The sequence below is a fragment of the Lelliottia sp. AC1 genome (assembly GCF_023278595.1).
Lineage (GTDB): Bacteria > Pseudomonadota > Gammaproteobacteria > Enterobacterales > Enterobacteriaceae > Enterobacter > Enterobacter nimipressuralis.
This window is the reverse complement of record NZ_CP025699.1, coordinates 1,906,424-1,930,107: the sequence shown is the minus strand read 5'-3', so window position 1 is coordinate 1,930,107 and position 23,684 is coordinate 1,906,424. Positions and strand designations below refer to the sequence as shown.

Annotated in this window: 25 protein-coding genes; 10 read left to right on the top strand and 15 right to left on the bottom strand. The window is 54.1% G+C overall.

The window, feature by feature from the left end; genetic code table 11:
• Positions 1-158 precede the first annotated feature (158 nt).
• From C0560_RS09120 to C0560_RS09085, 8 genes are all read left to right on the top strand, one after another.
• Complete coding sequence (locus tag C0560_RS09120) at positions 159-992, top strand: pyruvate, water dikinase regulatory protein (RefSeq protein WP_100780461.1); 834 nt, start codon at positions 159-161, stop codon at positions 990-992.
• Positions 993-1,144: 152 nt separating this feature from the next.
• Positions 1,145-2,191, top strand: a complete 1,047-nt coding sequence (gene aroH, locus C0560_RS09115) for a 3-deoxy-7-phosphoheptulonate synthase AroH (protein WP_181827761.1) — start codon at positions 1,145-1,147, stop codon at positions 2,189-2,191.
• Between the two features lie 180 nt (positions 2,192-2,371).
• A complete protein-coding gene (gene hemP / locus C0560_RS09110) occupies positions 2,372-2,560 on the top strand; it encodes a hemin uptake protein HemP (RefSeq protein WP_100780463.1) in 189 nt (62 codons plus the stop codon).
• 79 nt (positions 2,561-2,639) lie between these two features.
• Positions 2,640-4,625 carry a TonB-dependent hemoglobin/transferrin/lactoferrin family receptor gene (locus C0560_RS09105; RefSeq protein ID WP_102103522.1) on the top strand — a complete coding sequence of 662 codons (1,986 nt, stop codon included), beginning with the start codon at positions 2,640-2,642 and terminating at the stop codon, positions 4,623-4,625.
• 47 nt (positions 4,626-4,672) lie between these two features.
• Entirely contained in the window at positions 4,673-5,701 is a 1,029-nt protein-coding gene (locus C0560_RS09100; protein WP_248860063.1) for a hemin-degrading factor, read from the top strand.
• Entirely contained in the window at positions 5,698-6,519 is an 822-nt protein-coding gene (locus C0560_RS09095; protein WP_248860062.1) for a hemin ABC transporter substrate-binding protein, read from the top strand. Before C0560_RS09100 ends, C0560_RS09095 begins: the two co-directional genes overlap by 4 nt.
• The gene (locus C0560_RS09090) at positions 6,519-7,511 is read left to right on the top strand and encodes an iron ABC transporter permease (protein ID WP_248860060.1); all 993 of its coding nucleotides are present in this window, start codon (positions 6,519-6,521) and stop codon (positions 7,509-7,511) included. Before C0560_RS09095 ends, C0560_RS09090 begins: the two co-directional genes overlap by 1 nt.
• Complete coding sequence (locus C0560_RS09085) at positions 7,504-8,283, top strand: heme ABC transporter ATP-binding protein (protein ID WP_248860059.1); 780 nt, start codon at positions 7,504-7,506, stop codon at positions 8,281-8,283. The genes C0560_RS09090 and C0560_RS09085 overlap by 8 nt, the downstream gene beginning before the upstream one ends.
• On the opposite strand, the gene selO is transcribed toward C0560_RS09085, so the two are convergent.
• The 5 genes from selO to C0560_RS09060 form a co-directional block, all read right to left on the bottom strand.
• On the bottom strand, positions 8,280-9,722 hold the full coding sequence (selO, locus tag C0560_RS09080) for a protein adenylyltransferase SelO (RefSeq protein ID WP_248860057.1): 1,443 nt from the start codon (positions 9,720-9,722) through the stop codon (positions 8,280-8,282). The genes C0560_RS09085 and selO overlap by 4 nt on opposite strands.
• Before the next feature lie 61 nt (positions 9,723-9,783).
• Positions 9,784-10,497 carry an EAL domain-containing protein gene (locus tag C0560_RS09075; protein WP_100780470.1) on the bottom strand — a complete coding sequence of 238 codons (714 nt, stop codon included), beginning with the start codon at positions 10,495-10,497 and terminating at the stop codon, positions 9,784-9,786.
• 285 nt (positions 10,498-10,782) lie between these two features.
• Positions 10,783-11,247, bottom strand: a complete 465-nt coding sequence (locus C0560_RS09070) for a C40 family peptidase (RefSeq protein WP_100780471.1) — start codon at positions 11,245-11,247, stop codon at positions 10,783-10,785.
• A 74-nt stretch (positions 11,248-11,321) separates the two neighbouring features.
• Complete coding sequence (btuD, locus tag C0560_RS09065; protein ID WP_248860055.1) at positions 11,322-12,077, bottom strand: vitamin B12 ABC transporter ATP-binding protein BtuD; 756 nt, start codon at positions 12,075-12,077, stop codon at positions 11,322-11,324.
• Positions 12,077-12,628, bottom strand: coding sequence for a glutathione peroxidase (locus C0560_RS09060; RefSeq protein WP_100780473.1), 552 nt, complete (start codon positions 12,626-12,628; stop codon positions 12,077-12,079). The genes btuD and C0560_RS09060 overlap by 1 nt, the downstream gene beginning before the upstream one ends.
• Positions 12,629-12,922: 294 nt before the next feature.
• Here C0560_RS09060 and C0560_RS09055 point away from each other — a divergent pair, with 294 nt between their 5' ends.
• Positions 12,923-13,594, top strand: a complete 672-nt coding sequence (locus tag C0560_RS09055; RefSeq protein ID WP_103946460.1) for an SOS response-associated peptidase — start codon at positions 12,923-12,925, stop codon at positions 13,592-13,594.
• A gap of 163 nt (positions 13,595-13,757) precedes the next feature.
• Here the strand turns inward: C0560_RS09055 and C0560_RS09050 are convergent, their stop codons facing one another.
• The 10 genes from C0560_RS09050 to C0560_RS09005 all read right to left on the bottom strand — a co-directional run bounded on the left by C0560_RS09050 (position 13,758) and on the right by C0560_RS09005 (position 23,309).
• Entirely contained in the window at positions 13,758-15,008 is a 1,251-nt protein-coding gene (locus tag C0560_RS09050; protein WP_248860053.1) for an MFS transporter, read from the bottom strand.
• 98 nt (positions 15,009-15,106) lie between these two features.
• Positions 15,107-16,225 (bottom strand): aspartate-semialdehyde dehydrogenase, encoded by a 1,119-nt coding sequence (gene asd / locus C0560_RS09045; protein ID WP_248860051.1) that lies wholly within the window; start codon positions 16,223-16,225, stop codon positions 15,107-15,109.
• Positions 16,226-16,645: 420 nt separating this feature from the next.
• Positions 16,646-17,692, bottom strand: coding sequence for a bifunctional transcriptional activator/DNA repair enzyme AdaA (locus C0560_RS09040; protein ID WP_151887976.1), 1,047 nt, complete (start codon positions 17,690-17,692; stop codon positions 16,646-16,648).
• On the bottom strand, positions 17,676-18,452 hold the full coding sequence (locus C0560_RS09035) for an isocitrate lyase/phosphoenolpyruvate mutase family protein (RefSeq protein ID WP_248860268.1): 777 nt from the start codon (positions 18,450-18,452) through the stop codon (positions 17,676-17,678). The genes C0560_RS09040 and C0560_RS09035 overlap by 17 nt, the downstream gene beginning before the upstream one ends.
• A 243-nt stretch (positions 18,453-18,695) precedes the next feature.
• Complete coding sequence (locus C0560_RS09030; protein WP_181827753.1) at positions 18,696-19,460, bottom strand: NADPH-dependent F420 reductase; 765 nt, start codon at positions 19,458-19,460, stop codon at positions 18,696-18,698.
• A gap of 17 nt (positions 19,461-19,477) precedes the next feature.
• The gene (locus C0560_RS09025; RefSeq protein WP_049137951.1) at positions 19,478-20,212 is read right to left on the bottom strand and encodes an NADPH-dependent F420 reductase; all 735 of its coding nucleotides are present in this window, start codon (positions 20,210-20,212) and stop codon (positions 19,478-19,480) included.
• A gap of 30 nt (positions 20,213-20,242) precedes the next feature.
• Complete coding sequence (locus C0560_RS09020; protein ID WP_174592426.1) at positions 20,243-20,677, bottom strand: MarR family winged helix-turn-helix transcriptional regulator; 435 nt, start codon at positions 20,675-20,677, stop codon at positions 20,243-20,245.
• 218 nt (positions 20,678-20,895) lie between these two features.
• Entirely contained in the window at positions 20,896-22,164 is a 1,269-nt protein-coding gene (locus C0560_RS09015) for a Y-family DNA polymerase (RefSeq protein ID WP_123429003.1), read from the bottom strand.
• A gap of 3 nt (positions 22,165-22,167) precedes the next feature.
• Positions 22,168-22,587 carry a translesion error-prone DNA polymerase V autoproteolytic subunit gene (locus C0560_RS09010; protein ID WP_107703741.1) on the bottom strand — a complete coding sequence of 140 codons (420 nt, stop codon included), beginning with the start codon at positions 22,585-22,587 and terminating at the stop codon, positions 22,168-22,170.
• 152 nt (positions 22,588-22,739) lie between these two features.
• Complete coding sequence (locus C0560_RS09005) at positions 22,740-23,309, bottom strand: recombinase family protein (RefSeq protein WP_181827751.1); 570 nt, start codon at positions 23,307-23,309, stop codon at positions 22,740-22,742.
• Between the two features lie 81 nt (positions 23,310-23,390).
• Between C0560_RS09005 and C0560_RS09000 the strand changes: the two genes are divergently transcribed.
• On the top strand, positions 23,391-23,684 hold a 294-nt coding region (locus C0560_RS09000; RefSeq protein WP_248860050.1), incomplete at its 3' end, for a hypothetical protein.

Sequence of the window (23,684 nt, the reverse complement as noted above, 5' to 3'; positions counted from 1 at the left end):
ACCCTTAAAACAAAGTGACTAATTTAAAAATGAAATCCACTTTTCAGTAAAATCAAAAACACCGTTTCATTTATAAATCAGACAAGTTCTTTGCTGTGTATTTTACTTTTTTAATTTATGCTTTCAGACAATTACGTACGATATTCAGGGTGGATAAAATGGATAATGCTGTGGATCGCCACGTTTTTTATATTTCTGATGGTACGGCGATCACCGCCGAAGTGCTGGGGCATGCAGTGATGTCGCAATTCCCCGTTGCGATTAACAGCATCACGCTGCCGTTTGTCGAAAACGAGAGCCGCGCAAAAGCGGTGAAAGAGCAGATCGATGCGATTTATCAGCAGACCGGGATTCGTCCGTTAGTCTTCTATTCCATTGTTATCCCCGAAATTCGCACCATTATTTTGCAAAGCGAAGGTTTCTGTCAGGACATCGTGCAGGCGCTGGTCGCTCCGCTGCAAAGCGAGCTAAAACTCGATCCGACACCCGTTGCCCATCGCACCCACGGCCTGAACCCCGGGAATCTGGTGAAGTATGACGCGCGTATCGCCGCCATCGATTACACCCTCGCCCACGACGACGGGATTTCGATGCGCAATCTCGATCAGGCGCAGGTGATTTTGCTCGGCGTGTCGCGCTGCGGCAAAACCCCGACCAGCCTCTATCTGGCGCTCCAGTTTGGTATTCGCGCCGCGAACTACCCGTTTATCGCCGATGATATGGACAACCTCGTGCTGCCCGCCGCTCTGAAACCGCTGCAACATAAGCTGTTCGGTTTGACGATAAACCCCGAGCGTCTGGCCGCCATTCGCGAGGAGCGCCGCGAAAACAGCCGTTACGCCTCGATGCGTCAGTGCCGCATGGAGGTCTCCGAAGTGGAAGCGTTGTACCGCAAAAACCAGATTCCATGGCTGAACAGCACCAACTATTCGGTGGAAGAGATCGCCACGAAAATCCTCGACATCATGGGGTTAAACCGCCGCATGTACTAATATGCTAGTACGATGGTTTATTTTCAGTTATCATCGCGTTCACGCTTCGGGGCAGAGTGGCCTCGAACTTGAATTCAGCAGGGATTGGTTTAAGGTGATGCCCATCACTTCCCGGTAGTCTGCCGATGAAGCAAAAAATTCTGAGAACTTCCATGAACAAAACTGACGAACTTCGCACAGCGCGTATCGAAAGTCTGGTGACGCCCGCCGAACTGGCCCAGCGCCATCCTGTCTCCGCAAGCGTGGCGGAACACGTGACAGCGTCACGTCGACGCATTGAAAAAATCCTCAACGGGGAAGACCGCCGTTTACTGGTGATTATTGGTCCCTGCTCCATTCACGATCTCGATGCGGCGATGGAGTACGCTCAGCGCCTGAAAGTGCTGCGCGATAAGCACCAGGATCGCCTTGAAATCGTGATGCGCACCTATTTTGAAAAGCCGCGCACCGTGGTGGGCTGGAAAGGTCTGATCTCCGATCCTGATCTGAACGGCAGCTACCGTGTGAACCACGGTATCGAGCTGGCGCGTAAACTGCTTTTGCAGGTCAACGAGCTTGGCGTGCCGACCGCGACCGAGTTTCTGGATATGGTGACCGGGCAGTTTATCGCCGATCTCATCAGTTGGGGGGCCATCGGGGCTCGCACCACGGAGAGCCAGATCCACCGCGAGATGGCCTCGGCACTCTCCTGTCCGGTGGGCTTTAAGAATGGCACCGATGGCAATACGCACATCGCGGTCGACGCCATTCGCGCCTCGCGCGCCAGCCATATGTTCCTCTCGCCGGATAAAAACGGCCAGATGACCATCTACCAGACCAGCGGCAACCCGTACGGCCATATCATCATGCGCGGCGGTAAAAAACCGAACTACTACGCGGAAGATATCGCGGCGGCGTGCGATACGCTGCACGAGTTTGACCTGCCTGAGCATCTGGTGGTGGATTTCAGCCACGGCAACTGTCAGAAACAGCATCGTCGCCAGCTGGACGTGTGCGATGAGATTTGCCAGCAGATCCGCAGCGGGTCGACCGCAGTGGCCGGGATTATGGCCGAGAGCTTCCTGAAAGAGGGCACGCAGAAGGTGGTGGCCGGTCAGCCGATCGTTTACGGCCAGTCGATTACCGATCCGTGTCTGAGCTGGGAAGACAGCGCGTTGCTGCTGGAAAAACTGGCGGCAGCGGTCGATACCCGATTCTGATCTCCTGCCCCATTGTGCCGGGTGGCGCTCTGCTTACCCGGCCTCATCTCGTTTCTGCATAACGTCCTCAATCCGCAAGAATTGATCTCGTCACAAAATTTTCACAAAAACGCTTGCCGTGAAATTTCACTTTGTTGATAATGATTATCATTGTTACATTGATTGTTATTTATAAACACTATGTCACGCATTACTAACAGCACGGCAACGCGCGTACAAGAAGACACACAGCCAAAACCTGCTCCCCTGGAACGTCGCATCGACAGCAAGACTCTGCTGGGCGACGAGGGGCGGGTCATTATTGAGCATGACGGCCAGCACTACCTGCTGCGCCAGACACATGCCGGAAAACTGATTCTCACTAAATAAACAATACCCAAACTATTCGCCAGCCACCCAGGTGATCCCCAGGCAGCCAGCGCTTTCGATTTCCAAATGGAGAGTTGCTATGCCATACCTGCATTCCGCGTCTTTGCGCCCCTCGCTGCTGGCGCTGGCCGTTGTCAGTGCCCTGCCGGGCGCTGCGTTTGCCGCCTCAGAAGAGATGACCGTCACCGCCACGGGTAACGCCCGGAGCACCTTTGAAGCGCCAATGATGGTCAGCGTGATCGACGCGACCTCCCCTGATAAACAGACCGCCAGCTCTGCCGCCGACCTGCTGCGCAATGTACCAGGCATTACGCTCGACGGCACAGGGCGCACCAATGGTCAGGACGTGAACCTGCGCGGGTACGATCGCCGTGGCGTGCTGGTGCTGGTGGATGGCGTGCGTCAGGGGACTGATACCGGCCACCTGAACAGCACCTTCCTCGATCCTGCGCTGATCAAACGTATTGAAGTGGTACGCGGCCCGTCTGCCCTGCTCTACGGCAGCGGCGCGATGGGCGGCGTGATCTCCTATGACACCGTCGATGCCAAAGATCTGCTCGAAAACGGTAAAAACAGTGGTTTCCGCGTCTTCGGCACCGGCGCCACGGGCGATCACAGCATTGGCATGGGTGCCAGCGCGTTTGGTCGTACCGATACGCTGGATGGCCTGGTGGCCTGGTCCAGCCGCGATCGCGGGGATTTACGTCAGAGCGACGGGTCCACCGCGCCTAACGACGAATCTATCAACAACATGCTGGCGAAAGGCAGCTGGAAAATCGACAGCGCCCAGACCCTGGGCGGTGCCCTGCGCTACTACAACAACGCCGCGCAGGAGCCTAAAAACCCGCAGACCCTCGATGCGGATGACAGCAGCAACCCGATGACCGACCGTTCCACCATCCAGCGCGACGCTCAGCTCTCATACGCTCTCGCGCCGGAGGGGAACGACTGGCTGAATGCCAACGCGAAAGTCTACTGGTCCGAGGCACGCATTAACGCCCAGAACGTCGACCGCACCGCTGAATTCCGCAAGCAGACGACCAAAGGTGGGAAAGTCGAGAACCGCACGCGCCTGTTCACCGACTCCTTCGCCTCGCATCTGCTGACCTATGGCGGGGAGTATTATCGTCAGGAGCAGAACCCAGGCGGATCTACCACCGGCTTCCCGGACGCGAAAATCGACTTCAGCTCCGGCTGGCTGCAGGACGAAATCACCCTGCGCGACCTGCCGGTGACCCTGCTCGGCGGTACGCGCTATGACAACTACCGTGGCAGCAGCGACGGTTACGAAGATGTGGATGCAGATAAATGGTCATCCCGCGCGGGCTTAACCGTGACGCCAGCCGACTGGCTGATGCTGTTCGGCTCCTACGCGCAGGCGTTCCGCGCACCGACGATGGGCGAGATGTATAACGATTCCAAACACTTCTCCATCGGCAGCTTCTACACCAACTACTGGGTGCCGAACCCGAATCTGCGCCCGGAAACCAACGAAACGCAGGAGTACGGTTTTGGCCTGCGCTTTGACGACCTGATGCTTGCCAACGATGAACTGGAGTTCAAAGCCAGCTACTTCGACACCAAGGCGAAAGATTACATCTCCACCACCGTCGACTTTGCGGCCGCCACCACCATGTCCTATAACGTACCCAACGCCAAAATCTGGGGCTGGGACGTGATGGCGAAATACTCGGCTGATCTGTTCAGCCTGGATATGGCCTACAACCGCACGCGCGGGAAAGACACCGATACGGGCGAATACATCTCCAGCATTAACCCGGATACCGTCACCAGCAAACTGAACGTACCGGTGGCGCAAAGCGGTTTCTCCGTGGGCTGGATCGGCACCTTCGTCGATCGCTCCACGCACATCAGCAGCTCATACAGCAAGCAGCCTGGCTACGCGGTGAATGACTTCTACGTCAGCTATCAGGGTCAGGAGCAGTTGAAAGGCGTCACCACCACGCTGGTGCTCGGCAACGCCTTTGACAAAGAGTACTGGTCCCCGCAGGGCATCCCGCAGGATGGACGCAACGGCAAGATTTTCGTCAGTTATCAGTGGTAATCACCTTGCCCCGGCTCGCCGGGGCGCTTATCTGGAAGGAAGAGACAATGAATCACTACACACGCTGGATTGAGCTAAAAGAACAAAACCCTGGCAAATACGCCCGCGACATCGCCGCCATGATGGGCATCAGCGAAGCTGAACTGACCTCCGCACGCGTGGGCCACGACGCCTGGCGCCTGCACGGTGAAGTGCGTGAGATCCTCAGCGCGCTCGAAGCGGTAGGCGAAACCAAGTGCATTTGCCGCAACGAATACGCGGTACATGAGCAGGTCGGCAGCTTTACCAATCAGCATCTCAGCGGCCACGCCGGGCTGGTGCTGAACCCAGGTGCGCTCGATCTGCGCCTGTTCCTGAATCAGTGGGCCTACGTGTTCCACATCAGCGAAGCCACCGCGCGCGGCGAGCGCCAGAGCATTCAGTTCTTTGACCATCAGGGCGATGCGCTGCTGAAGGTCTACACCACCGACAACACCGATGTCTCTGCGTGGGGTGATGTTTTGACCCGCTTTATCTTTGCCGATAATCCGCCGCTGGCGCTGAAAGCCGCCGATGCAGTGGCTCACGCCGCTGAAGTGGACGGAAATACGGTGGACAGCGAATGGCGGGCGATGACCGATGTACATCAGTTCTTCAGCCTGCTGAAGCGCCATAACCTGAGCCGTCAGCAGGCGTTCCGCCTGGTCGGAGACGATCTGGCTTGCAAAGTGGACAACAGCGCGCTGGGGCAACTACTTGAAACCGCACGTCAGGATGGCAACGAGATCATGATCTTTGTCGGTAACCGTGGCTGCGTGCAGATCTTCACCGGCGCCGTGCAAAAACTGGTCCCGATGAAAGGCTGGCTGAACATCTTTAACCCGACCTTCACCCTGCATCTGCTGGAAGAGACCATCGCCGAGACCTGGGTCACGCGTAAACCGACCGCCGACGGACACGTCACCAGTCTGGAGCTGTTTGCCGCAGATGGCACGCAAATCGCCCAGCTTTACGGCCAGCGTACCGAAGGCCAGCCGGAACAAACCCAGTGGCGCGCGCAGATCGACGCGCTGGCGCCAAAAGGGCTGGCCGCATGAGAAAACTGCTTGCCCTGATTGTCGCGCTACCGCTGACGGCTTTTGCCGCTGCGCAGGAGAAAATTGTCTCGCTGGGCGGTGACGTGACGGAGATTGTCTACGCCCTGGGCGCAGAGTCATCGCTCGTCGCCCGCGACAGCACCAGCCAGTGGCCGCAACCGGCCACTGCGCTGCCGGACGTGGGCTATCTGCGTCAGCTGAACGCCGAAGGGATTCTGGCGATGCGCCCGACGCTGGTGCTGGCAAGTGCGCAGGCTCAGCCGTCGCTGGCGCTCAAACAGGTCGAGCAGAGCAACGTCCGGGTCGTCACTGTGCCGGGCAGTAACGATCTCAGCGTCATCGACGAAAAGGTGCGGGTGATTGCTGAAGCGACCCATCGCATTGAGCAGGGTGATGCCCTGCGTAAAAACCTGCGACAGGCACTGGCGGCGCTGCCGTCGTCACCGCTTAATAAACGGGTGCTGTTCATTCTCAACCACGGCGGGATGACCGCCATGGCGGCGGGCCAGCAGACCGGCGCGGATGCGGCGATCCGCGCCGCCGGGTTGCAGAATGCGATGCAGGGTTTTGCGCGCTATCAACCGCTTTCGCAGGAGGGTGTAATTGCCAGCCAGCCGGATCTGGTGGTGATTTCGCATGACGGCGTGAGCGCGATGGGTGGCGAAGACAATCTGTGGAAGCTGCCAGGTCTGGCGCAAACCCCGGCGGGCAAAAATAAGCAAGTGTTGCAGATTGACGATATGGCGCTGCTCGGGTTTAGCGTGCGCACGCCGCAGGCGATTCAGCAGCTGCGCGACAAAGCGGAGCAACTCCCCTGATGCCTCGCCGGATCACCCTCTCCCTGTGGGGGCTGGCCTTGACGCTGGCGCTGATGACGCTGCTGGCAACCGGTTTTGGCGCGTTGCGCCTGCCGATCACCCTGCTGTGGAACGGCACCGATGACGCGCTGCGCCAGATCTGGTTCACCATTCGCCTCCCCCGCGTGCTGCTGGCGCTGGTGATTGGCGGGTCGCTGGCGCTGGCAGGCTGTGTGATGCAGGGGCTGTTTCGTAACCCGCTCGCCGACCCCGGTCTGCTGGGTATCAGCAGTGGTGCGGCCTGCGCTGTGGCGCTGTGGGTGGTATTGCCCGTGACGCTGCCGGCGCTGCTGATGCTTTACGCTCCGATGCTGGCGGCGTTTCTCGGCGCGCTGGCGGCGACACTGGTCATTTTTCTGCTCAGCCAGCAGCGTGACAGCTCCCTGTCGCGGCTGCTGCTGGTAGGCATTGCCATCAACGCCCTGTGCGGTGCGGCGGTTGGCGTGTTGTCGTGGGTCAGCAATGATGCGCAGCTCCGCCAGTTGTCCCTGTGGGGGATGGGCAGTCTGGGGTCGGCGCAGTGGTCGACGCTGCTGGCCGTCACCTCGCTGATGATCCCGACGGTGCTGATTATCTGGCGGTTAGCGGGTGCGCTGAATTTGCTGCAGCTGGGCGACGAAGAGGCGCACTACCTGGGGGTGGACGTCCGCGTGGTGCAGCGTATGTTGCTGCTGTGTAGCGCGTTGCTGGTCGCCTCTGCGGTCTCCGTCAGCGGCGTAATCGGCTTTATCGGTCTGGTGGTTCCGCATCTGATGCGCATGTGGCTGGGATCGGATCATCGCGCGGTGATCCCCGGTTCGGTGCTGGCGGGCGCATTTTTACTGCTGATCGCCGACACTCTCGCCCGGACGGCCGTCGTCCCTGCGGAGATGCCGGTCGGCCTGCTGACCAGTCTCCTTGGCGCCCCCTGGTTCCTGTGGCTCATTTTCCGTCGCGGAGAACAGCATGGCTGAAGAATTTAGCGCGCGGGCACTGACTTACCGCACAGCAGACAAGACCGTGATTCGTGAGGTGTCGCTCTCGCTGGAGCCGGGTGAACTGGTGGCGCTGATCGGCCCTAATGGCGCAGGGAAATCGACGCTGCTGCGTCTGCTGACCGGCTTTCTGAAACCCGCGTCGGGAGAGTGCGTGCTGAACGGGAGACCGCTGGCGGCCTGGAGTACGCAGACGCTGTCCCGCCATCGCGCGGTGATGCGCCAGCAGACCCAGCTGGGCTTCGACTGGCCGGTTGAAGCGGTCATCGGCATGGGACGTGCGCCCTGGACGCCGCAGCCGGAAGGCGCAGTGATCCATCAGGTGATGCAGATAACCGGCTGTCTGCCGCTGGCGGGAAGGCGTTACGCCTCCCTGTCGGGCGGTGAGCAGCAGCGGGTGCAACTTGCCCGCGCCCTGGCGCAGTTATGGTGCGACGGCGCGCCGCGCGGCTGGCTGTTTCTCGATGAACCGACTTCGGCGCTGGACCTTTATCACCAGCAGCATTTGCTGCGCCTGATGAAATCCTTAACCGCGCAGGGCGATCTGCACGTCTGCGTGGTGCTGCACGATCTCAATCTGGCCGCTCTGTGGGCCGACCGGATTGTGTTATTGCACGAAGGAGAGATTGTGTCGCAGGGGTCGCCGGAAAGCGTGTTGCGCGCCGGGGATCTGGCGCGCTGGTACGGGGCGCAGGTGCACGTGGGCCAGCATCCAGTGAATGCGGCCCCACAGGTGTTTCTCGCGCCTTAGCTTGAACAGCTCACTTCCAGCCGCTTGCCCCAGTCCGGTGGGCGGCTGACATAATCATCGCTGCGATCCGCAAACGGCGTGCGTAGGGCATCGTGCAGACGGTGCAGCTCTGCGTAATCCCCCTGCTCTGCTTGCTCAATCGCCCGCTGCGCCAGCCAGTTGCGCAGAACCATCGCCGGATTAACGGCTTTCATCTGCGCCTGACGGTCGTCGTCCTGAATTTCCTCGCGCTGCAAGCGCTCACGGTATGTGACAAACCAGCTGTCAAAAGCCGCTCTGTCGATAAACTCATCGCGCAGCGGCGAGGCGGCACTTTGCTGTTCCGTCTGACTCAGCATACGGAAAGTACGGGTGTAGTCGCTCCCCTCTCGGGCCATCAGCGCAAACAGCGCATTCAGAATATCGTTATCGCCCTTCTCCTGCGTCGTCAGCCCCAGCTTGCGGCGCATCAGCTTGCCGTATTCCTGCATCAGAACCTCCTGATAGAGATCCAGCGCATCGTTCAGGGCTTCCACATCAATAAACGGCGACAGAGACTGGGCGAGGCGCTGCAGATTCCACAGGCCTACCGCAGGCTGATTTTCAAAGCTGTAGCGCCCCTGATGGTCCGAGTGATTGCAGATAAAATCTGGCTGATAGTCATCAAGGAACCCGTACGGGCCGTAATCCATGGTCAGGCCCAGGATCGACATGTTATCGGTGTTCATCACGCCATGGGCAAAGCCGACGGTTTGCCAGCAGGCCATCAGCGACGCGGTGCGCGCCACGACATCACGGAACCACAGGATGTATTTGTCCGCGTCATCCTGCCACTGCGGCCAGTGATGAAGAATGACAAAATCTGCCAGCTGGCGGACTTTTTCCGGCTCACGACGATAGTAAAAGTGTTCGAAATGGCCGAAACGGACGTGGCTTTGCGCGATACGCATCAGCATCGCGCCCGGCTCGTAGGTTTCGCGGGCAATCTGCGTATCGCTGGTCACGATGGATAAGGCGCGCGTGGTGGGGATACCAAGCGCGTGCATCGCTTCTGAGGCGAGACTTTCGCGGATCGTCGAGCGCAGCACCGCGCGTCCGTCGCCCATGCGGGAATATGGCGTCAGTCCGGCCCCTTTCAGGTGCCAGTCGACGGTCTGGCCGTTCGCAAGTTGCTGTTCACCCAGCAGAATGCCGCGACCGTCGCCGAGCTGACCGGCCCAGACGCCAAACTGATGACCGCTGTAGACCTGTGCCAAAGGCTGCATGCCCGGAAGCAGCGCTTCGCCGCCCCAGACGCCAGCGCCAGTCGCGGGCTGGAATAGCGACGGCGGAATGCCTAACTCGCTGGCAAGGCTGTCGTTGTGCCAGATGAGCCGGGCGTTGGTCAGCGGCGTTGGATTAAGTGCGGTGTAGAAATCTGGCAGTTCATCGTGCCAGTGAGCAGTAAAAGACAGGGTCATAAGTCCTCCTGCCTCTAGTGTAGAGGGTTTACCCGTGCTTAAACACGGGCGAATGGCAGGGTTATCGTTGAACGAGCGTGGTGACCTGACTCGCGGGGACTGCGGACCACAAATTCCCCTGCATGGCACTAAAACGGAAAGGCATCACCCGTCGCAGGACCTCTTCATCATCCACTCCCGCGATCATCACCGACAGGCAGTACGGCGAGATTTGTGCAAGGATCGCGCGCATAAAGGGCTCGAAGGAAAACTCCGCGACACGCTGCTGGATAAACCCTTTATCCAGCGCAACACGGGTAAACAGCCCGTCAAAAATGGCTTTATTCGACGCGGCACCGGCGCCGTAGTCGGCCAGCACCATCGGGAAATGGATCGCCATTCTCGCCAGCATGAGATCATCTTTACCGTTATTTAAACCGGGATAATTCTCATTAACCGTGAACTCAAGAAAAGGATAACGATCTAATATTGCCCCGGCATTTCTGTCTGTTAAAAGATACTCACTAATGACCGGCGTAATATTTATCCATGCAATAAGCTGATGCTGCACAAAAAAAAGTTTGCAGGAATCCAGCAGGTCGAGTTTCTCTTTAAACAGCGTTAACTCGTCTTCTGCAGTGAGATGGGGCTTCACCAGCTCAGTAGGGATGCGGACGTCAGACCCCACGCTAACAAAGTTAGCAAGGATCTCTAAACCCTGTAGCTCCCCTGCGATATTGCGCGCCGGGAGTAATAACAGTTCAGATTGATAAGGATTATTCAGGGTGACAATCATAGAGCCTGCCCCGCGTTAACGACGATATCTTGCATCCTGGAGCAACGGCTAAAACAATTCAACTTTATTGATTTTAATAGAGTTAATTTCATTCTTTCCTTTTATATTTTAAGATTTTTCCCTCAATCTAAAAATAATCTTATCCTGGATATCAAATAATATCCAGTATTCACGAATACAGGGACTTACAGAATTAATTAATGTTACGTAATGTATCAAAAGTGCAATGAGTCAGAAAACAGCGCGACTTATCCAAAATCGCGCTTAAGAAAGAAGAGAGTGCGGCTATATACGGCGCGCCTGCCAGAAGTTTTTCCGCCAGTAAACATTATCTAAGGAAGACCTCATCACACCGCGACTGGTCGAGGCGTGAATAAACTGGTTGTCGGTATCATAAATGCCAACATGTAAGCCACTTTCTCCCGACCCCGTTTTAAAGAATACCAGGTCACCGGGAAGCAGATCGTCTTTGTCTATTTCAGTGCCAATTTTGGCCTGCGTGCGTGTATCGCGCGGGAGTTGCAGATCGAATTTATCGCGGAATGTCATCAGCACAAAGCCAGAGCAATCCACTCCGCCCCGGCTCATGCCGCCATAGCGATAGGGTGTCCCGCGCCAGTTTTGCAACTGATCGTTCAGGTTGGCTATCACGGTTATTGAATCCGATAACCGCGGATTAGGGGGTGGCGCACGATGGCTACTGCATCCTGCAAGTAATAACATGCCCACGATCAGAAACCAGAATCGCATTTCCAGACGAATCCTCTGCTTTTTTTGTCCTTTCCGTAATTTAGCCTGTGATTACACAACCTTGCAAGAAACGCTTATTCCTGGACGGTAGAAATCAACATTCTGTGCCCTTCGATGTCCAGCCGCCGGAAAGGCATCCCGTATGCAGTCGCCAGATTAGGCGGTGTGAGCACGGTGTCACGCGGGCCGCTGGCGAGCAGTTTTCCGCGTGCCAAAAGCCACACGCGATGGGCGTGACGCAGCGTATGGTTCAGGTCATGGCTGCTCATCACCACGGCAATGCCCCTGCCAGACAGCAGGCTGAGCTGCTTATCCAGCGCCGCCTGCTGGGCGACGTCCAGACTGCTCATCGGCTCATCCAGCAGCAGCAGACTACCATGTGGGTTTCCCGCCGGATGGATTTGCAGGATCACCGCCGCAAGCCGCACGCGCTGCCACTCCCCGCCGGAAAGCTGGTTGACGTTGCGCGTAAGCTTATCAGTCAGCCCAAGCGCCCCGGTGAGGTCATCCAGAAGTGATGACGAGGATTTATCATGCTGATGCAGCGCCAGATAGTGCCAGACAGGCATGGCGAAGGGCGGCGTTTGCTGTTGCACCAGATAACTGCGCCGGTGCGCCAGCGACACAGGCGACCATTCATGAAGAGAATGCCCGTGTAAAACGATATCGCCCTCGCCTGACGTCAGCCCGGCCATCCGCGCGAGCAATGTGCTTTTCCCGGCACCGTTTGGCCCCACGAGGTGCACGATCTCACCCGCGCGAATTTCCGCGCTGACCGGTTCCAGCCTTCCCTTCTCCGCGACGCCCGCGAGCTGCATCAGCTGAGTCATTACTTCGCCAGCGCCAGTTTGATGGACTCCATCACGATCGGATCTTCCGGCGTCATATCCGGTGCGAAGCGCTGCACCACCTGACCATCGCGGCCAATCAGGAATTTTTCGAAGTTCCACAAGATATCGTCTGGATAGAGCGGCGCACGTCCTTTGCTCGCCATCCGCTCGTAGAAACCGCTGCCTTCCGGCGCGACGGCAGCAGGCGCTGCGGCGACCAGTTTTTCATACAGCGGATGGCGGTTTTCGCCGTTGACGTCGATTTTGCTGAACATCGGGAATGTCACGCCATAAGTGGTGCTGCAAAAGGTTTTGATCTCGTCTTCGCTGCCAGGCTCCTGGCCCAGGAACTGGTTGCAGGGGAATCCGAGGACCACAAATCCGTCTTTTTCCCAGGCTTTCTGGATGTTCTCCAGCTGTTCGTACTGCGGCGTCAGACCACATTTCGAGGCGACGTTGACCACCAGCAGAACCTTACCTTTGTAACTTTCAAGCGTGGTGTTCTCGCCATCAATGGTTGTGACTTCGGTATTCAAAATATCGTACTGCATAGCGTCCCCTTAGATTGTCTTACGGTTGGGCGGATCTAACGTCCGGCCTTTAATAGTAGCCAGATAAGAGCCTAGCTCAACTAATCTTTTGTGAATCATAATTTTACATACAATCCAATAGATTAGCTTCTTCTGCAACGGACAATATCAGAGAATAACGGAAAGCATCTTGCCCCTTTTCATGCCCCCGCATCACATTTTGCCCCCAAATTTGCCCCTAAAATTCTCTGCATTAGCTTAGCAGTCTTTGTCCCTGCCCTATACTTTCAGTCTGACATCTGGCTGGAGGTTTCTATGTGTGGGCGCTTTGCACAAGCTCAAACTCGCGAAGAATATCTGGCGTACCTGGCAGACGAAGCCGATCGCGATATCGCTTATGACCCGGAACCGATCGGCAGGTATAACGTGGCGCCAGGCACTAAAGTTTTGTTGCTGAGCGAACGTGACGAGCAGCTGCATCTCGATCCAGTATTCTGGGGTTACGCGCCCGGATGGTGGGACAAACCGCCACTGATAAACGCGCGCGTAGAGACTGCAGCCAGCAGCAGAATGTTCAAACCTCTTTGGCAGCATGGCCGGGCTATCTGTTTTGCAGACGGATGGTTTGAATGGAAGAAGGAAGGCGATAAGAAACAGCCCTACTTCATCTACCGCACCGACGGCAAACCGATATTCATGGCAGCAATCGGCAGCACGCCGTTTGAACGCGGCGATGAGGCGGAGGGTTTTCTGATTGTGACTTCTGCTGCCGATGAGGGCCTGGTCGATATCCACGACCGACGTCCGCTTGTTCTGTCACCAGAAGCCGCCAGGGAATGGATGAGGCAGGATATTGGCGGAAAGGAAGCGGAGGAGATTATTGTCGACGGTGTCGTGCCTGCCGACAAGTTTATCTGGCATGCGGTCACTCGAGCCTTAGGAAATCCGAGAAATCAGGGGCCGGAGTTAATCGAGGCTGAGATCTGATGCACAAAAACTACGCGATCATGTCTGCTTTGAGCGAAAAGCGGACATTTATGGCAAGAATGTAGCAGTTCAGCCCATTGAATCTCTATGCCATTATTGCAGTCCAGCGAACCGGCAAGTTGTAGCTTAGTCCTACTCTTTGCCGCCCGTTGTCCCTTATTATTTACGCCTGCAACCGTACCAGCATGTTGATGCTACAGGCGTAAATAATCACGCACAACAGCAGGCTGAGCAATGCAGTGCTGATAAATACTCCCGCCCCGGTCATCGCCAGCATCACACCACCGATTAACGGCCCGACAGCGAGCCCAAGCGTAGACAGCGTTGATGCACCAAGATAGGCTCCTCGATGCTCTGCCGGGGCCAACTGATCGAGTAAAATGTTCAGGTTCGGCATCAGAATCGCTTCCCCCATACTGAATACGCCGGTGACCGTCAGCCATACCCAAATATCCGTCGAACGTATGGCAAAAAAGCATAGCTGTGAGAATGCGAAAATTGCTCCCCCCAGAAGAATGCGTTTTGGCAGGCTTATCTGTGCCAGAAACCGCATTATAAAAGTCTGAAACACCAAAACTGTGCAGGCATTAGTGACCAGAATCAGGGTAATGAGCTTAACCGCCGCATTGCTGTCCAGTAGCAGTAAGTACTGGGGCAGTACTGCTTCGTAATGGATAAAAACCACACTGCACAAAATGCTGCACAGCAGAGCAGCAACGTAGATTCTATCTCTGGCGATTATACTCATCACCTGATGTAGCTTAATCGCTGGACCGCTGCTACTCGGCTTCTCGCCCAGTAATTTACCCGCAGGGATAAACAACAGCACGTAGACGAAAAAAGGCAGATAGGTCAGCCCGGTTATCAGGAACGTCCCCTTCTGAGATGTCAGGCCAAAGACAATTCCTACCAGCGGGCCAAACACCGCTGCAACGTTGATCAGGTAGTAGCGCATTTGAAGGGCAAGTGCACGACGGCGGCGGTCACCAAGCAAATCACTCATCAGAGCACGCACCGGGGGATCAACCCACGCAAAGCAGACACCGATGATCATCAGGCCGGTGATAAACAACCCCATCCCAGTAGCCAAAGCCAGGGTCATATACCCCACAGCAGAAAACCCACAGCCCAGTAGAAGAATAACCCGTCGTCCCAGCCTGTCCGAAAGCTGCCCGCCATACATACCGAGCACTACGGAGATAAGCGCGCTGCTTGTCATCGCCACGCCAATGGCAACAGACGACATGTGGTAATTCTGCGTCATGATCACTGCAATAAACGGCCATGCCATAAAATAGCTGAACCGTATAATGAGCGTAAAAAAGAGCAATGCATGGACTGTTGCAGGGAACGTTTTTAGCGTCTGGAATAGACCCTGTGTTGCACAAATTTCAGCGGCGGGCTTAGTCGTCATACGTCATCCTGTTGATTATTTTTATTAACATCTGGATTGCATGATCCTGAATATTAAAAGCACCTATCGAGCAGGTGCTTTTGCCTAAATAAAATGAATCAAACTCTGCCAAGCAGAATATTCAACATCCGGCGCAAGGGTTCCGCGGCTCCCCACAATAGCTGATCGCCTACAGTCAGAACTGAATAGACTGGCTCATTGTTGAGCGCCATTTTCTTGTAGCGACCGATGCCCACCTGGAGAGAACCGCTAATGTATGCAGGGGTCAATTTACTGACACTCTCTTCCTTGTTATTTGCCACATAGTTAACCCAGGGGTGGGAATGCGTAACGAGCTCCGCAAATTCTGCTTCACTGACTTCACGTTTGAGCTTCAGAGTAATTGCTGCACTGTGGCATCGGATCACGCCGACGCGGATACATAATCCGTTTACCGGGATCGTTCCGGGAGAAAGGCCGAGGATTTTGTTCGTTTCTGCCTCACCTTTCCATTCTTCACGGCTGTTGCCATCACCTAAATCGCTGTCAATCCATGGAATGATGCTGCCCATTAAAGGCGCGCCGAAATTCTGAATTGGCATCTCCGTACTATTAATCAATTCACTGACTTTATTGACTAAAGGAAGCACTGAACCTGATGATGCCAGTTCATCGGAGGACAAATGGTTGCTTATGTAAGCGCTTTGCGTAATTAATTCCCGGACATATTGCGCACCGGCCCCTGATGCAGACTGATACGTCATCACACTCATCCATTCAATGAGATCTGCCTTTATCAGCCCGGTCAGCCCCATAAGACTCAGCGTGATCGAACAGTTGCCGCCGACAAAAAGTTTAATTCCCTCTTTGACTGCGCGGTCAATATTTGTGCGGTTGACGGGATCTAGAATAATGCAGGCTTTTTCATCCATCCGCAGCGCTGAAGCAGCGTCAATCCAGTAGCCTTCCCAGCCATGGGCAATCAATGCAGGATAGACCGCTTTAGTATAATCCCCGCCCTGACAGGTTATGATGATGTCCATTTCGGCCAGGGCACTAATGGAGTTAGCATCTTTGAGTATATAGCCGACTCCACCAATGACCGGACCGGCGGCTCCCGCACTGGAAGTGCTGTAAAAATGCGCAGAAATATCGTCAAAGTCGTTCTCTTCGACCATGCGCTGTAGCAAAACAGAACCGACCATTCCTCGCCAACCAACAATGCCAACTTGCTTCATTTGCTTAACCTTAACAACGTTATGAGAATGTTAATTATTTTCGAAGCACGTTATATCTCATCCCTAAATAAAGGTCATTACGAAGTGCATCAGATTCTGTCATTATTAAAATGTTTCATATGGCATCAGCGATTTTCATCCCTTCCACAGATAAAAATCAATTGTATCTATTTGATATGGAATAAAATAATGTCAATCCTGATAATGAAAGGCATAAGCAAACAAGGATAGAAAACGCATAGTTAAAGTCTAATAAATGTCTCTAAGATGTCCGCTCCTGGCACACAGCAGACAAACACGTAAAGCTGAAGGTCTGCTGAGAGCGAGAAGCGGACCTATAGTTGCAAAACCTTCGAAAGGCACAAGAACCAAGCCCTCAGACGGAGCATACGTTTCTGGCTAAATGGGACCATCAGATCATCAAATGTTGCTTCTCTCATGATCAATGAGCCATTCTTTACGAGAAATGCCGCCACCATAACCGGTCATCTTTCCATCTTTTCCAATTATTCTATGACAAGGGATCACAATCGCAATCCGGTTTGCACCATTAGCAGCAGCGACTGCACGTACGGCATTTGGCTTATGAATCCGTAGTGAAATCGCCTGATAGTGTGAGGTCTCCCCATAGGGAACAGCACGCAACTCATGCCAGACGGATTGTTGAAAATCACTGCCCGGGGCATCTAAAGAGAGTTCAAACTGTCGGCGAGTTCCGGCAAAATACTCGCTCATTTCTTTGACTGTCTGCCGCGTATGGCTGTTTTCTCCGGTGACAATTCTGGCGTTAAATAAACGCTGGAGATCGCGAAATTCCGTTTCTAACATCCGGCGATCGGTAAATTCCAGCAGGCAGACTCCCCGCTCTGTAGCACAGACAAACATAGGCCCAAGCGTAGTGGTAAACCTGTGAATGACAATCACCTGGGTTGCCTGAGTCGGAGCTGCTCCAGTAAGCCGCTTGTAGGTGTAACCAAACCCGCTCAGGGATTCATAGCCATTGTCCAGCGCGACGTCCGTTGCCGCTCGTCCGCTTTTCAGCTCCTGCAGGGCAATGTTTACCCGCTGCATTCGCTGGAAAGCCTGAAATGTGATGCCGTGATGTTGCAGGAACCAGCGCCTTACCCGCTCCGGACTGACTCCATGCTGACGAAGCTCCGCGTCAGCTACACGGGATTTAATATCGCGCCTGACAAGCGCAAGCGCATGTTCAACAAATGATGGCGCGCTGTGCGCATTTTCAGCAGGTCTGCAGACCTTACATGGACGGAAGCCGGCCGCCAGAGCAGATTTGGCATCTTTATAAAATTCAACGTTTTCGCGTTTGGGCTTTCGTGCCCGGCATACTGAAATGCAGAATACGCCAGTGGTTTTGACGCCGACAAAAAACACGCCGGTATATTCTGAAGCACGTTCAAGTAATGCCTGATACCAGACATCACACAAATTCTTATCGATAATTTTCATCAACAAAAAGTCCTTCAAACGTCTGATGCGATCGGATCGCATGCATTACATCAGTCAGCTTTGACTGAATGGCCGAATGAACAAAATTGCCCATTGAAATGCGGCTTACCCCGGCTAGTTTCAGCCTGCCGAACGACGGGAGATCAGGCATACACATGACATTCAGAGGCAGACCTGTTTCCTCTGCAATGAGGCTGATGTCTTTCTCTGACGTCAGGCAGGGAACAAAAAGGCCGTCAGCACCTGCAGCTTTATAGCTCTGACCCCGTAATAACGTTTCCTGCAACGCGCTTTCATGACCGAGCAGGTACGTGTCGGTCCGGATGTTCAGAAACAGTTTATAATTTTCGCTTCTCAGCAAATTGCATACTGCTCTCAGATTACGGGAAAAATCAGATGCATCGTCAAGCTGACGAACCCCATTAACGACTCTGCTGTCTTCAAGGTTTACGCCTGATACGCCTATCTGTTCGAGGCGCTTGAGATTGGCTGTTATCTCTTCGGCTGAATCACCATACCCTGCTTCCATGTCAACGCTCAATGGCAGGTTGCTGACAGCCCGGATACGAGTGACCAAATAAAATAATTCATTAAACGGCATTCCCTGCCCGTCTTCATATCCCAGGGTGGACGCTATTGCTGCACTGGACGTTCCCAGTACCTGATAACCTGCTTTTTGCGCTGCGACAGCACTCGCGGCGTCCCAAACGTTAGCGATAAGAAGAGGTTGGTGCTGGTCGTGGAGTTCTGCAAAATTCATATTCATTTCCTCGCAATAGATTGAAAATGAATCTAAGCATTCAGTAAGAACCTCACAACCGAAATTCAGACGACCATTTTTAAGCAAGCGTAGTCTGAGTTCGGGGCGGGTCAGATCGAAACCTTTCAACGTCCGCTTCTGGCACGAAGCAAAACGGCTGAATGTTCGTTAGGGCCGCTGAGAGCGAAGAGCAGATGTTTGCATTTTCGCTCATACATCGATAAATGAAATATGGCTTACGGATTACATAAAAAGAGCCCGGTGTAATCGAACAATATAATCTGCAGTCGGATTGGATTGCTTATCGCCCATTCGCTCCTGAATTGCCTGAACAGCAATATCCCGACGCGCAGGCAGCCGTGTTTTTTCCGTTGCGGCGATCGCTGACTTCATTTCATCAAATGTGAGGTCAGTACAGTAGCAAGGTGCACCCGGTTGTTGACGCCATGACTCCTCAACTGTACCTGCATCGAAGGCGTCAAACCCCGTATCACTGACAAGACGCATAATCAATTTTTTGTGCTCTACGATATTCCCTGCCACCGGAATTGAAATACGTCCTGCTGTACCCTCTGCTTTACCTTTTGTAGCGAGAGAATCTGAACCTATTGCATTCCAGGCCTTCACCAGTGGACGGTTCAGGAGATGCGCTACCCACGCGCTTTCGACCTGACCATCTGAGAACCCATCGATGATTCCGTCGCGATGTGGGTAATAGTTCGACGAGTCAGCAACGATAACATGACTGGGTAATGTCCGGATCAGAGGCGCGATATCCGCAACCTTTGCCATAGGTATGGACAGGATGACAACCTGTGCATCCTGTACTGCACTGGCTGCATCGGCTGCTTCAGCGCCCGTTTCAAGCACGTCGGGGGCTATCGTTTCAGGCCCACGTGAATTTGCAACCTTAACGGAGTGACCGGCAGAGGCGAGACTGCGAGCAAGCGTTTTACCGATATGGCCGGTTCCCAGAACAGCAATCCGGTACTTTTCATAATTAATCATAACATCCCCTTTTTGGCTCAGGCCGTTACTGCACGGTTACGTTTAACGATGGCATCATGAGTGAGTTGTTCGCCTGCAGACATAAACTCCTTGATCAACGCATCTCTGTTTAGTGGAGCGCGAGTTTTATCCGCTGCCTTAAGGGCTGCTTCAAGCTCTCCGGTTTTTAGCTCAGTACAGTAGGCTGGCGTGCCGGGCTGTTGCCGCCATGATTCGCTAAGCGTACCGGCATCAACTGCATCGAAACCGGTCTGACTGACCAGTTCAAGTGCAACAGATTTTGCTACCGTACTGTCGCCGGCAACCGGAATAGCGATACGTGAGGGTGAACCGGCAACCAGCCCTTTATCTTTAAGCGTCTCGGCCAGAACAGCGTTCCAGGCTTTGACAAGAGGGCGTTTGACTATTTCACTGGCGTACACGCTTTCAGGTTTGCCTTCACGGATCTCTTCAATGTCCCCGTCGCGGAAGGGATAGTAGTTAGACGTATCAATGACGATCACGCTCTCCGGAACATCACGCAAGAGTTCAGCCAGTTCAGCATGCTTATCAAAGGGCGTAGAGAGGATGATGACATCCACATCTCGTACGGCTTCCTGACGCTCAACCGCCAGTGCCCCAGCTCTTCGCGCAATCTCTGCAATTGTTTCCGGTCCCCTTGAGTTAGCCAGTTTGACCTCATGGCCCTGCACAGAGAGCTTATGTGCCAGAGTCGCACCAATGTTTCCAGCGCCAATAATGCCTATTTTCATACCAGTACCTTTTGTCTGAGTGGAGGATGATCAGTTATCAGCGGGATGGGCAAAGTTATTGAGGGTATCTCGTAACTCCTCGAGCTTCGCATCCGATAACTGACAGGCTGATTTGATTTTTTCGGTTACGTGCCACAGCTCGCTTTGCAAAGCGAGCCCGTCATCCGTAAGAGTAATGAGGACTCGCCTTTCGTCAGCGCGATCCCGCATGCGAACTATGCGTCCGGCAGCCTCAAGCCGTTTGAGAAGGGGGGTAATGGTGCCGGTATCCATGCCGAGCTTATTCCCGATATCACCCACGGTGCGTGGGGTTCCGTTAAACAACTCCAGCATGACCAGATACTGGGGAAAGGTTAGCCCAAGCGGGTCCAGCAACGGCTTATGTAACCGGTTCATGCGGCTCGCCGCACCATAGAGGGCAAACGAAAGTTGTGTCCCTATTTCCTGTCGTGACTGCATGCTCATATGCCAATCCGTTATCTTGTAGATGATTATATAGTGCACTAGATAAAACCATATAACAAACTTTTAATCAGTTAAAGAGTGATGAATGAGTAATTCGTGCGGTATAACAATGACAACAAAGCAGGCTGAGAAGTCTCCAGACTGACGGGTACTATCGTTCCAGGCTATTCAAACAGGTCCGCTTCTGGCACTAAGCGGACCAATTTATGCTTTGATTCTCATCGAACCCTAAGAAGATCAGCGTATCTCGTCGTGTACCTCGGCGAGAGCATTTCACGCTTCATCTGCCACTGCTGCTGTATGCCCTGCCCAGCAAAGTAAAGCGTGCCCTTCCCGCCTTTAGCGTTCAACTGATCCAGCACCTCCATTAACTTGTCGCCACCAGCCCGCGGTGCGTTCTCGTCAAATAAATTGAGCTGGGCCACGCCTTGACTGAAAAAGTCTCCGAGCATGATCCCCGCTTTCTGATATCGGTGGCCATCCTTCCAGATTTTGTCCAGGCACTTTACCGCGGCGTTGATAATATCGCGGGAATCCTGAGTGGGGGTGAGAAGCTTCATGGACGCGCTGTTACCGTAATACGGCTCGTTAAGCGCAAAGGGAGAGGTTTTCACGAACGCAGAGATAAAGCGGCAGTACTGATGTTCACCCCGAAGTTTTTCAGCACCACGGGCGGCATAGCTGCAGATAGCCTGGCGCATCTGCTCATACTCAGTAACGCGTTCACCGAACGACCTACTGCAGACGATTTCCTGCTTCGCAGGTGCAAACTCTTCCAGATCGAGACAGGGTTCGCCGCGCAGTTCCCGAACGGTTCGCTCGAGCACCACGTTAAAGTGTTTCCTGATAATCCACGTACTCTGCTCAGAAAGGTCCAGGGCCGTTTTGATGCCCATGGCGTTCAGCTTCTTACTGATGCGCCTTCCGACGCCCCATATGTCCTCTACCGGCACGATAGCGAGTAATCGGCGCTGGCGATCGATATTAGATAAATCAACCACCCCGCCTGTCTGGCGCTGCCATTTCTTCGCAGCGTGATTTGCCAGCTTAGCGAGGGTTTTCGTCTGCGCGATTCCAACCCCGACAGTCAGGTGCGTACGCTTCAGAACCGTAGCTCGGATCTCTTTGCCGAACTCCGTCAGGTCCCGGCAGTTGCGAACACCAGTCAGGTCGCAAAAAGCTTCGTCGATACTGTAAATTTCGACGCGAGGGCTCATCTCCTCGAGCGTCGTCATTACCCGGTTCGACATATCAGCATACAGCTCATAGTTGCTGCTGAAGCAGACAACGCCAGCGCGCCGGAACAGATCTTTCTGCTTAAAGAACGGCTCCCCCATGGTAATTCCAGCCGCCTTGGCCTCTGCTGATCTCGCGATCACACAACCATCGTTATTAGAAAGAACAACTACTGGCCGCCCCCGCAGATCCGGTCTGAAAACCGTCTCGCATGATGCATAGAAGGAATTCACATCACAGAGCGCGAACATACTTCAGCTCGCCGATTTAACGATGAAAGTCACGACGCCAAAAACGTCCAGGGTATCTTCACTGCCCACAATGATCGGGCTGTAAGCGCTGTTCATTGGGTTGAGTTGGACAGTCGGTCGAAGCTGCAGGCGTTTTACAGTGAACTCCCCTTCCACTGCGGCGATCACAATATCTCCATGATCTGCTGTGATGGAGCTGTCCACCACCAGCAGATCACCATCACCAATTCCCGCATCGATCATCGAGTCCCCGGCAGCCTTCAGGAAGTAGGTTGAACTCGGGTGTTGGATCATCAATTCATTGAGATCGATACGTTGCTCGACGTAATCCGCGGCCGGGCTGGGAAATCCACATTGCACTAAGTCGCTGAAAAGCGGGATAGCAATGACTTCACGTAACTCTGCTGGTCTGTACAACTTCATAATGCACGCCTCAACACTGTTTTTATATACAGTAGTTGAATGGAAAATTCTGATCAAGGTGCGCTATGAAGCTGGCTGATTAAGGCTTAAGCGGTTTGCCCGTAACCTTCTCATGCATCGACAAATATATTTTTGTAAATTTTTCCGCCCGCCTACAGTTCGGCGCCATCCGGCTTTCCTGCCGGGAATTTTTTGTACAGTGTGCAGACCGCTACGTCGTAAATTAAAGCGACTTGCTTACGGTCGATGCCGTTCGCAACGAGTCGTCCAGCTTGTGCCCATTGTTCCGCAGTCAATTTTGGGCGACGACCGCCAACCCTTCCCTTTTCTCTCGCAGCGGCAAGGCCAGCGCGCGTTCTCTCGACGATCAGTTCCCTTTCCATTTCCGCAAGCGCGGACATGATATGAAAGATGAATCGCCCCATCGGGCTGGAAGTGTCTATGCTGTCGGTGAGGCTACGAAAATGAATGCCGCGCTGCCGCAATTCGTCTACCAGCAGGACAAGATTCCGCATACTTCGGCCCAGTCTATCCAGCTTCCAGACCACCAGCGTATCGCCTTCGTTTAAAGTCCGAAGCAGCCTTTTTAGTGCCGGGCGATTAGCCACGGTTCCGCTCATCTTTTCTTCAAAAATCTGCTCACATCCTGCGCGTTCAAGAGCCTGCCGCTGGAGATCAGTATTTTGGTCATTTGTTGACACCCGGACATAGCCAATCTGCATATTTTTTACCCAATATTTTTGCCAAAAAATCAGGTGAAGTTATCGGCCACGCACTTGAGAGGCAATCTATAAAACGTCGGTTTGGGAAGTAGTGTCACAGTCAACTTCGGAAGCCTTGAAATTGGAGCGAAAAATACCTCTTCTGCAAGCTTCATTGATTTCCATTTTCTTGGCACTAATGATTATGACGCGCGCATCCTGTGTGGTGGCAATTCGAATGGAGGGATGGGGAAGGGGGATTTCACTTTCTATGCTGGAAAATACACTTTTATCGGTGACAGTTTTGAGTTTCGAAATCCTATCACCTGCCAGAACAGCATAACTGCCTCAGGCAGCATTAACGCAGGTGGCTCACTAAGGGTCGTAACTTCATCA

Bases quoted from the DNA above. Each gene is read 5' to 3' on its own strand.
- C0560_RS09120 (WP_100780461.1), top strand. From the start codon at position 159: ATGGATAATGCTGTGGATCGCCACGTTTTTTATATTTCTGATGGTACG.
- aroH (WP_181827761.1), top strand. From the start codon at position 1,145: ATGAACAAAACTGACGAACTTCGCACAGCGCGTATCGAAAGTCTGGTG.
- hemP (WP_100780463.1), top strand. From the start codon at position 2,372: ATGTCACGCATTACTAACAGCACGGCAACGCGCGTACAAGAAGACACA.
- C0560_RS09105 (WP_102103522.1), top strand. From the start codon at position 2,640: ATGCCATACCTGCATTCCGCGTCTTTGCGCCCCTCGCTGCTGGCGCTG.
- C0560_RS09100 (WP_248860063.1), top strand. From the start codon at position 4,673: ATGAATCACTACACACGCTGGATTGAGCTAAAAGAACAAAACCCTGGC.
- C0560_RS09095 (WP_248860062.1), top strand. From the start codon at position 5,698: ATGAGAAAACTGCTTGCCCTGATTGTCGCGCTACCGCTGACGGCTTTT.
- C0560_RS09090 (WP_248860060.1), top strand. From the start codon at position 6,519: ATGCCTCGCCGGATCACCCTCTCCCTGTGGGGGCTGGCCTTGACGCTG.
- C0560_RS09085 (WP_248860059.1), top strand. From the start codon at position 7,504: ATGGCTGAAGAATTTAGCGCGCGGGCACTGACTTACCGCACAGCAGAC.
- selO (WP_248860057.1), bottom strand. From the start codon at position 9,722: ATGACCCTGTCTTTTACTGCTCACTGGCACGATGAACTGCCAGATTTC.
- C0560_RS09075 (WP_100780470.1), bottom strand. From the start codon at position 10,497: ATGATTGTCACCCTGAATAATCCTTATCAATCTGAACTGTTATTACTC.
- C0560_RS09070 (WP_100780471.1), bottom strand. From the start codon at position 11,247: ATGCGATTCTGGTTTCTGATCGTGGGCATGTTATTACTTGCAGGATGC.
- btuD (WP_248860055.1), bottom strand. From the start codon at position 12,077: ATGACTCAGCTGATGCAGCTCGCGGGCGTCGCGGAGAAGGGAAGGCTG.
- C0560_RS09060 (WP_100780473.1), bottom strand. From the start codon at position 12,628: ATGCAGTACGATATTTTGAATACCGAAGTCACAACCATTGATGGCGAG.
- C0560_RS09055 (WP_103946460.1), top strand. From the start codon at position 12,923: ATGTGTGGGCGCTTTGCACAAGCTCAAACTCGCGAAGAATATCTGGCG.
- C0560_RS09050 (WP_248860053.1), bottom strand. From the start codon at position 15,008: ATGACGACTAAGCCCGCCGCTGAAATTTGTGCAACACAGGGTCTATTC.
- asd (WP_248860051.1), bottom strand. From the start codon at position 16,225: ATGAAGCAAGTTGGCATTGTTGGTTGGCGAGGAATGGTCGGTTCTGTT.
- C0560_RS09040 (WP_151887976.1), bottom strand. From the start codon at position 17,692: ATGAAAATTATCGATAAGAATTTGTGTGATGTCTGGTATCAGGCATTA.
- C0560_RS09035 (WP_248860268.1), bottom strand. From the start codon at position 18,452: ATGAATTTTGCAGAACTCCACGACCAGCACCAACCTCTTCTTATCGCT.
- C0560_RS09030 (WP_181827753.1), bottom strand. From the start codon at position 19,460: ATGATTAATTATGAAAAGTACCGGATTGCTGTTCTGGGAACCGGCCAT.
- C0560_RS09025 (WP_049137951.1), bottom strand. From the start codon at position 20,212: ATGAAAATAGGCATTATTGGCGCTGGAAACATTGGTGCGACTCTGGCA.
- C0560_RS09020 (WP_174592426.1), bottom strand. From the start codon at position 20,677: ATGAGCATGCAGTCACGACAGGAAATAGGGACACAACTTTCGTTTGCC.
- C0560_RS09015 (WP_123429003.1), bottom strand. From the start codon at position 22,164: ATGTTCGCGCTCTGTGATGTGAATTCCTTCTATGCATCATGCGAGACG.
- C0560_RS09010 (WP_107703741.1), bottom strand. From the start codon at position 22,587: ATGAAGTTGTACAGACCAGCAGAGTTACGTGAAGTCATTGCTATCCCG.
- C0560_RS09005 (WP_181827751.1), bottom strand. From the start codon at position 23,309: ATGCAGATTGGCTATGTCCGGGTGTCAACAAATGACCAAAATACTGAT.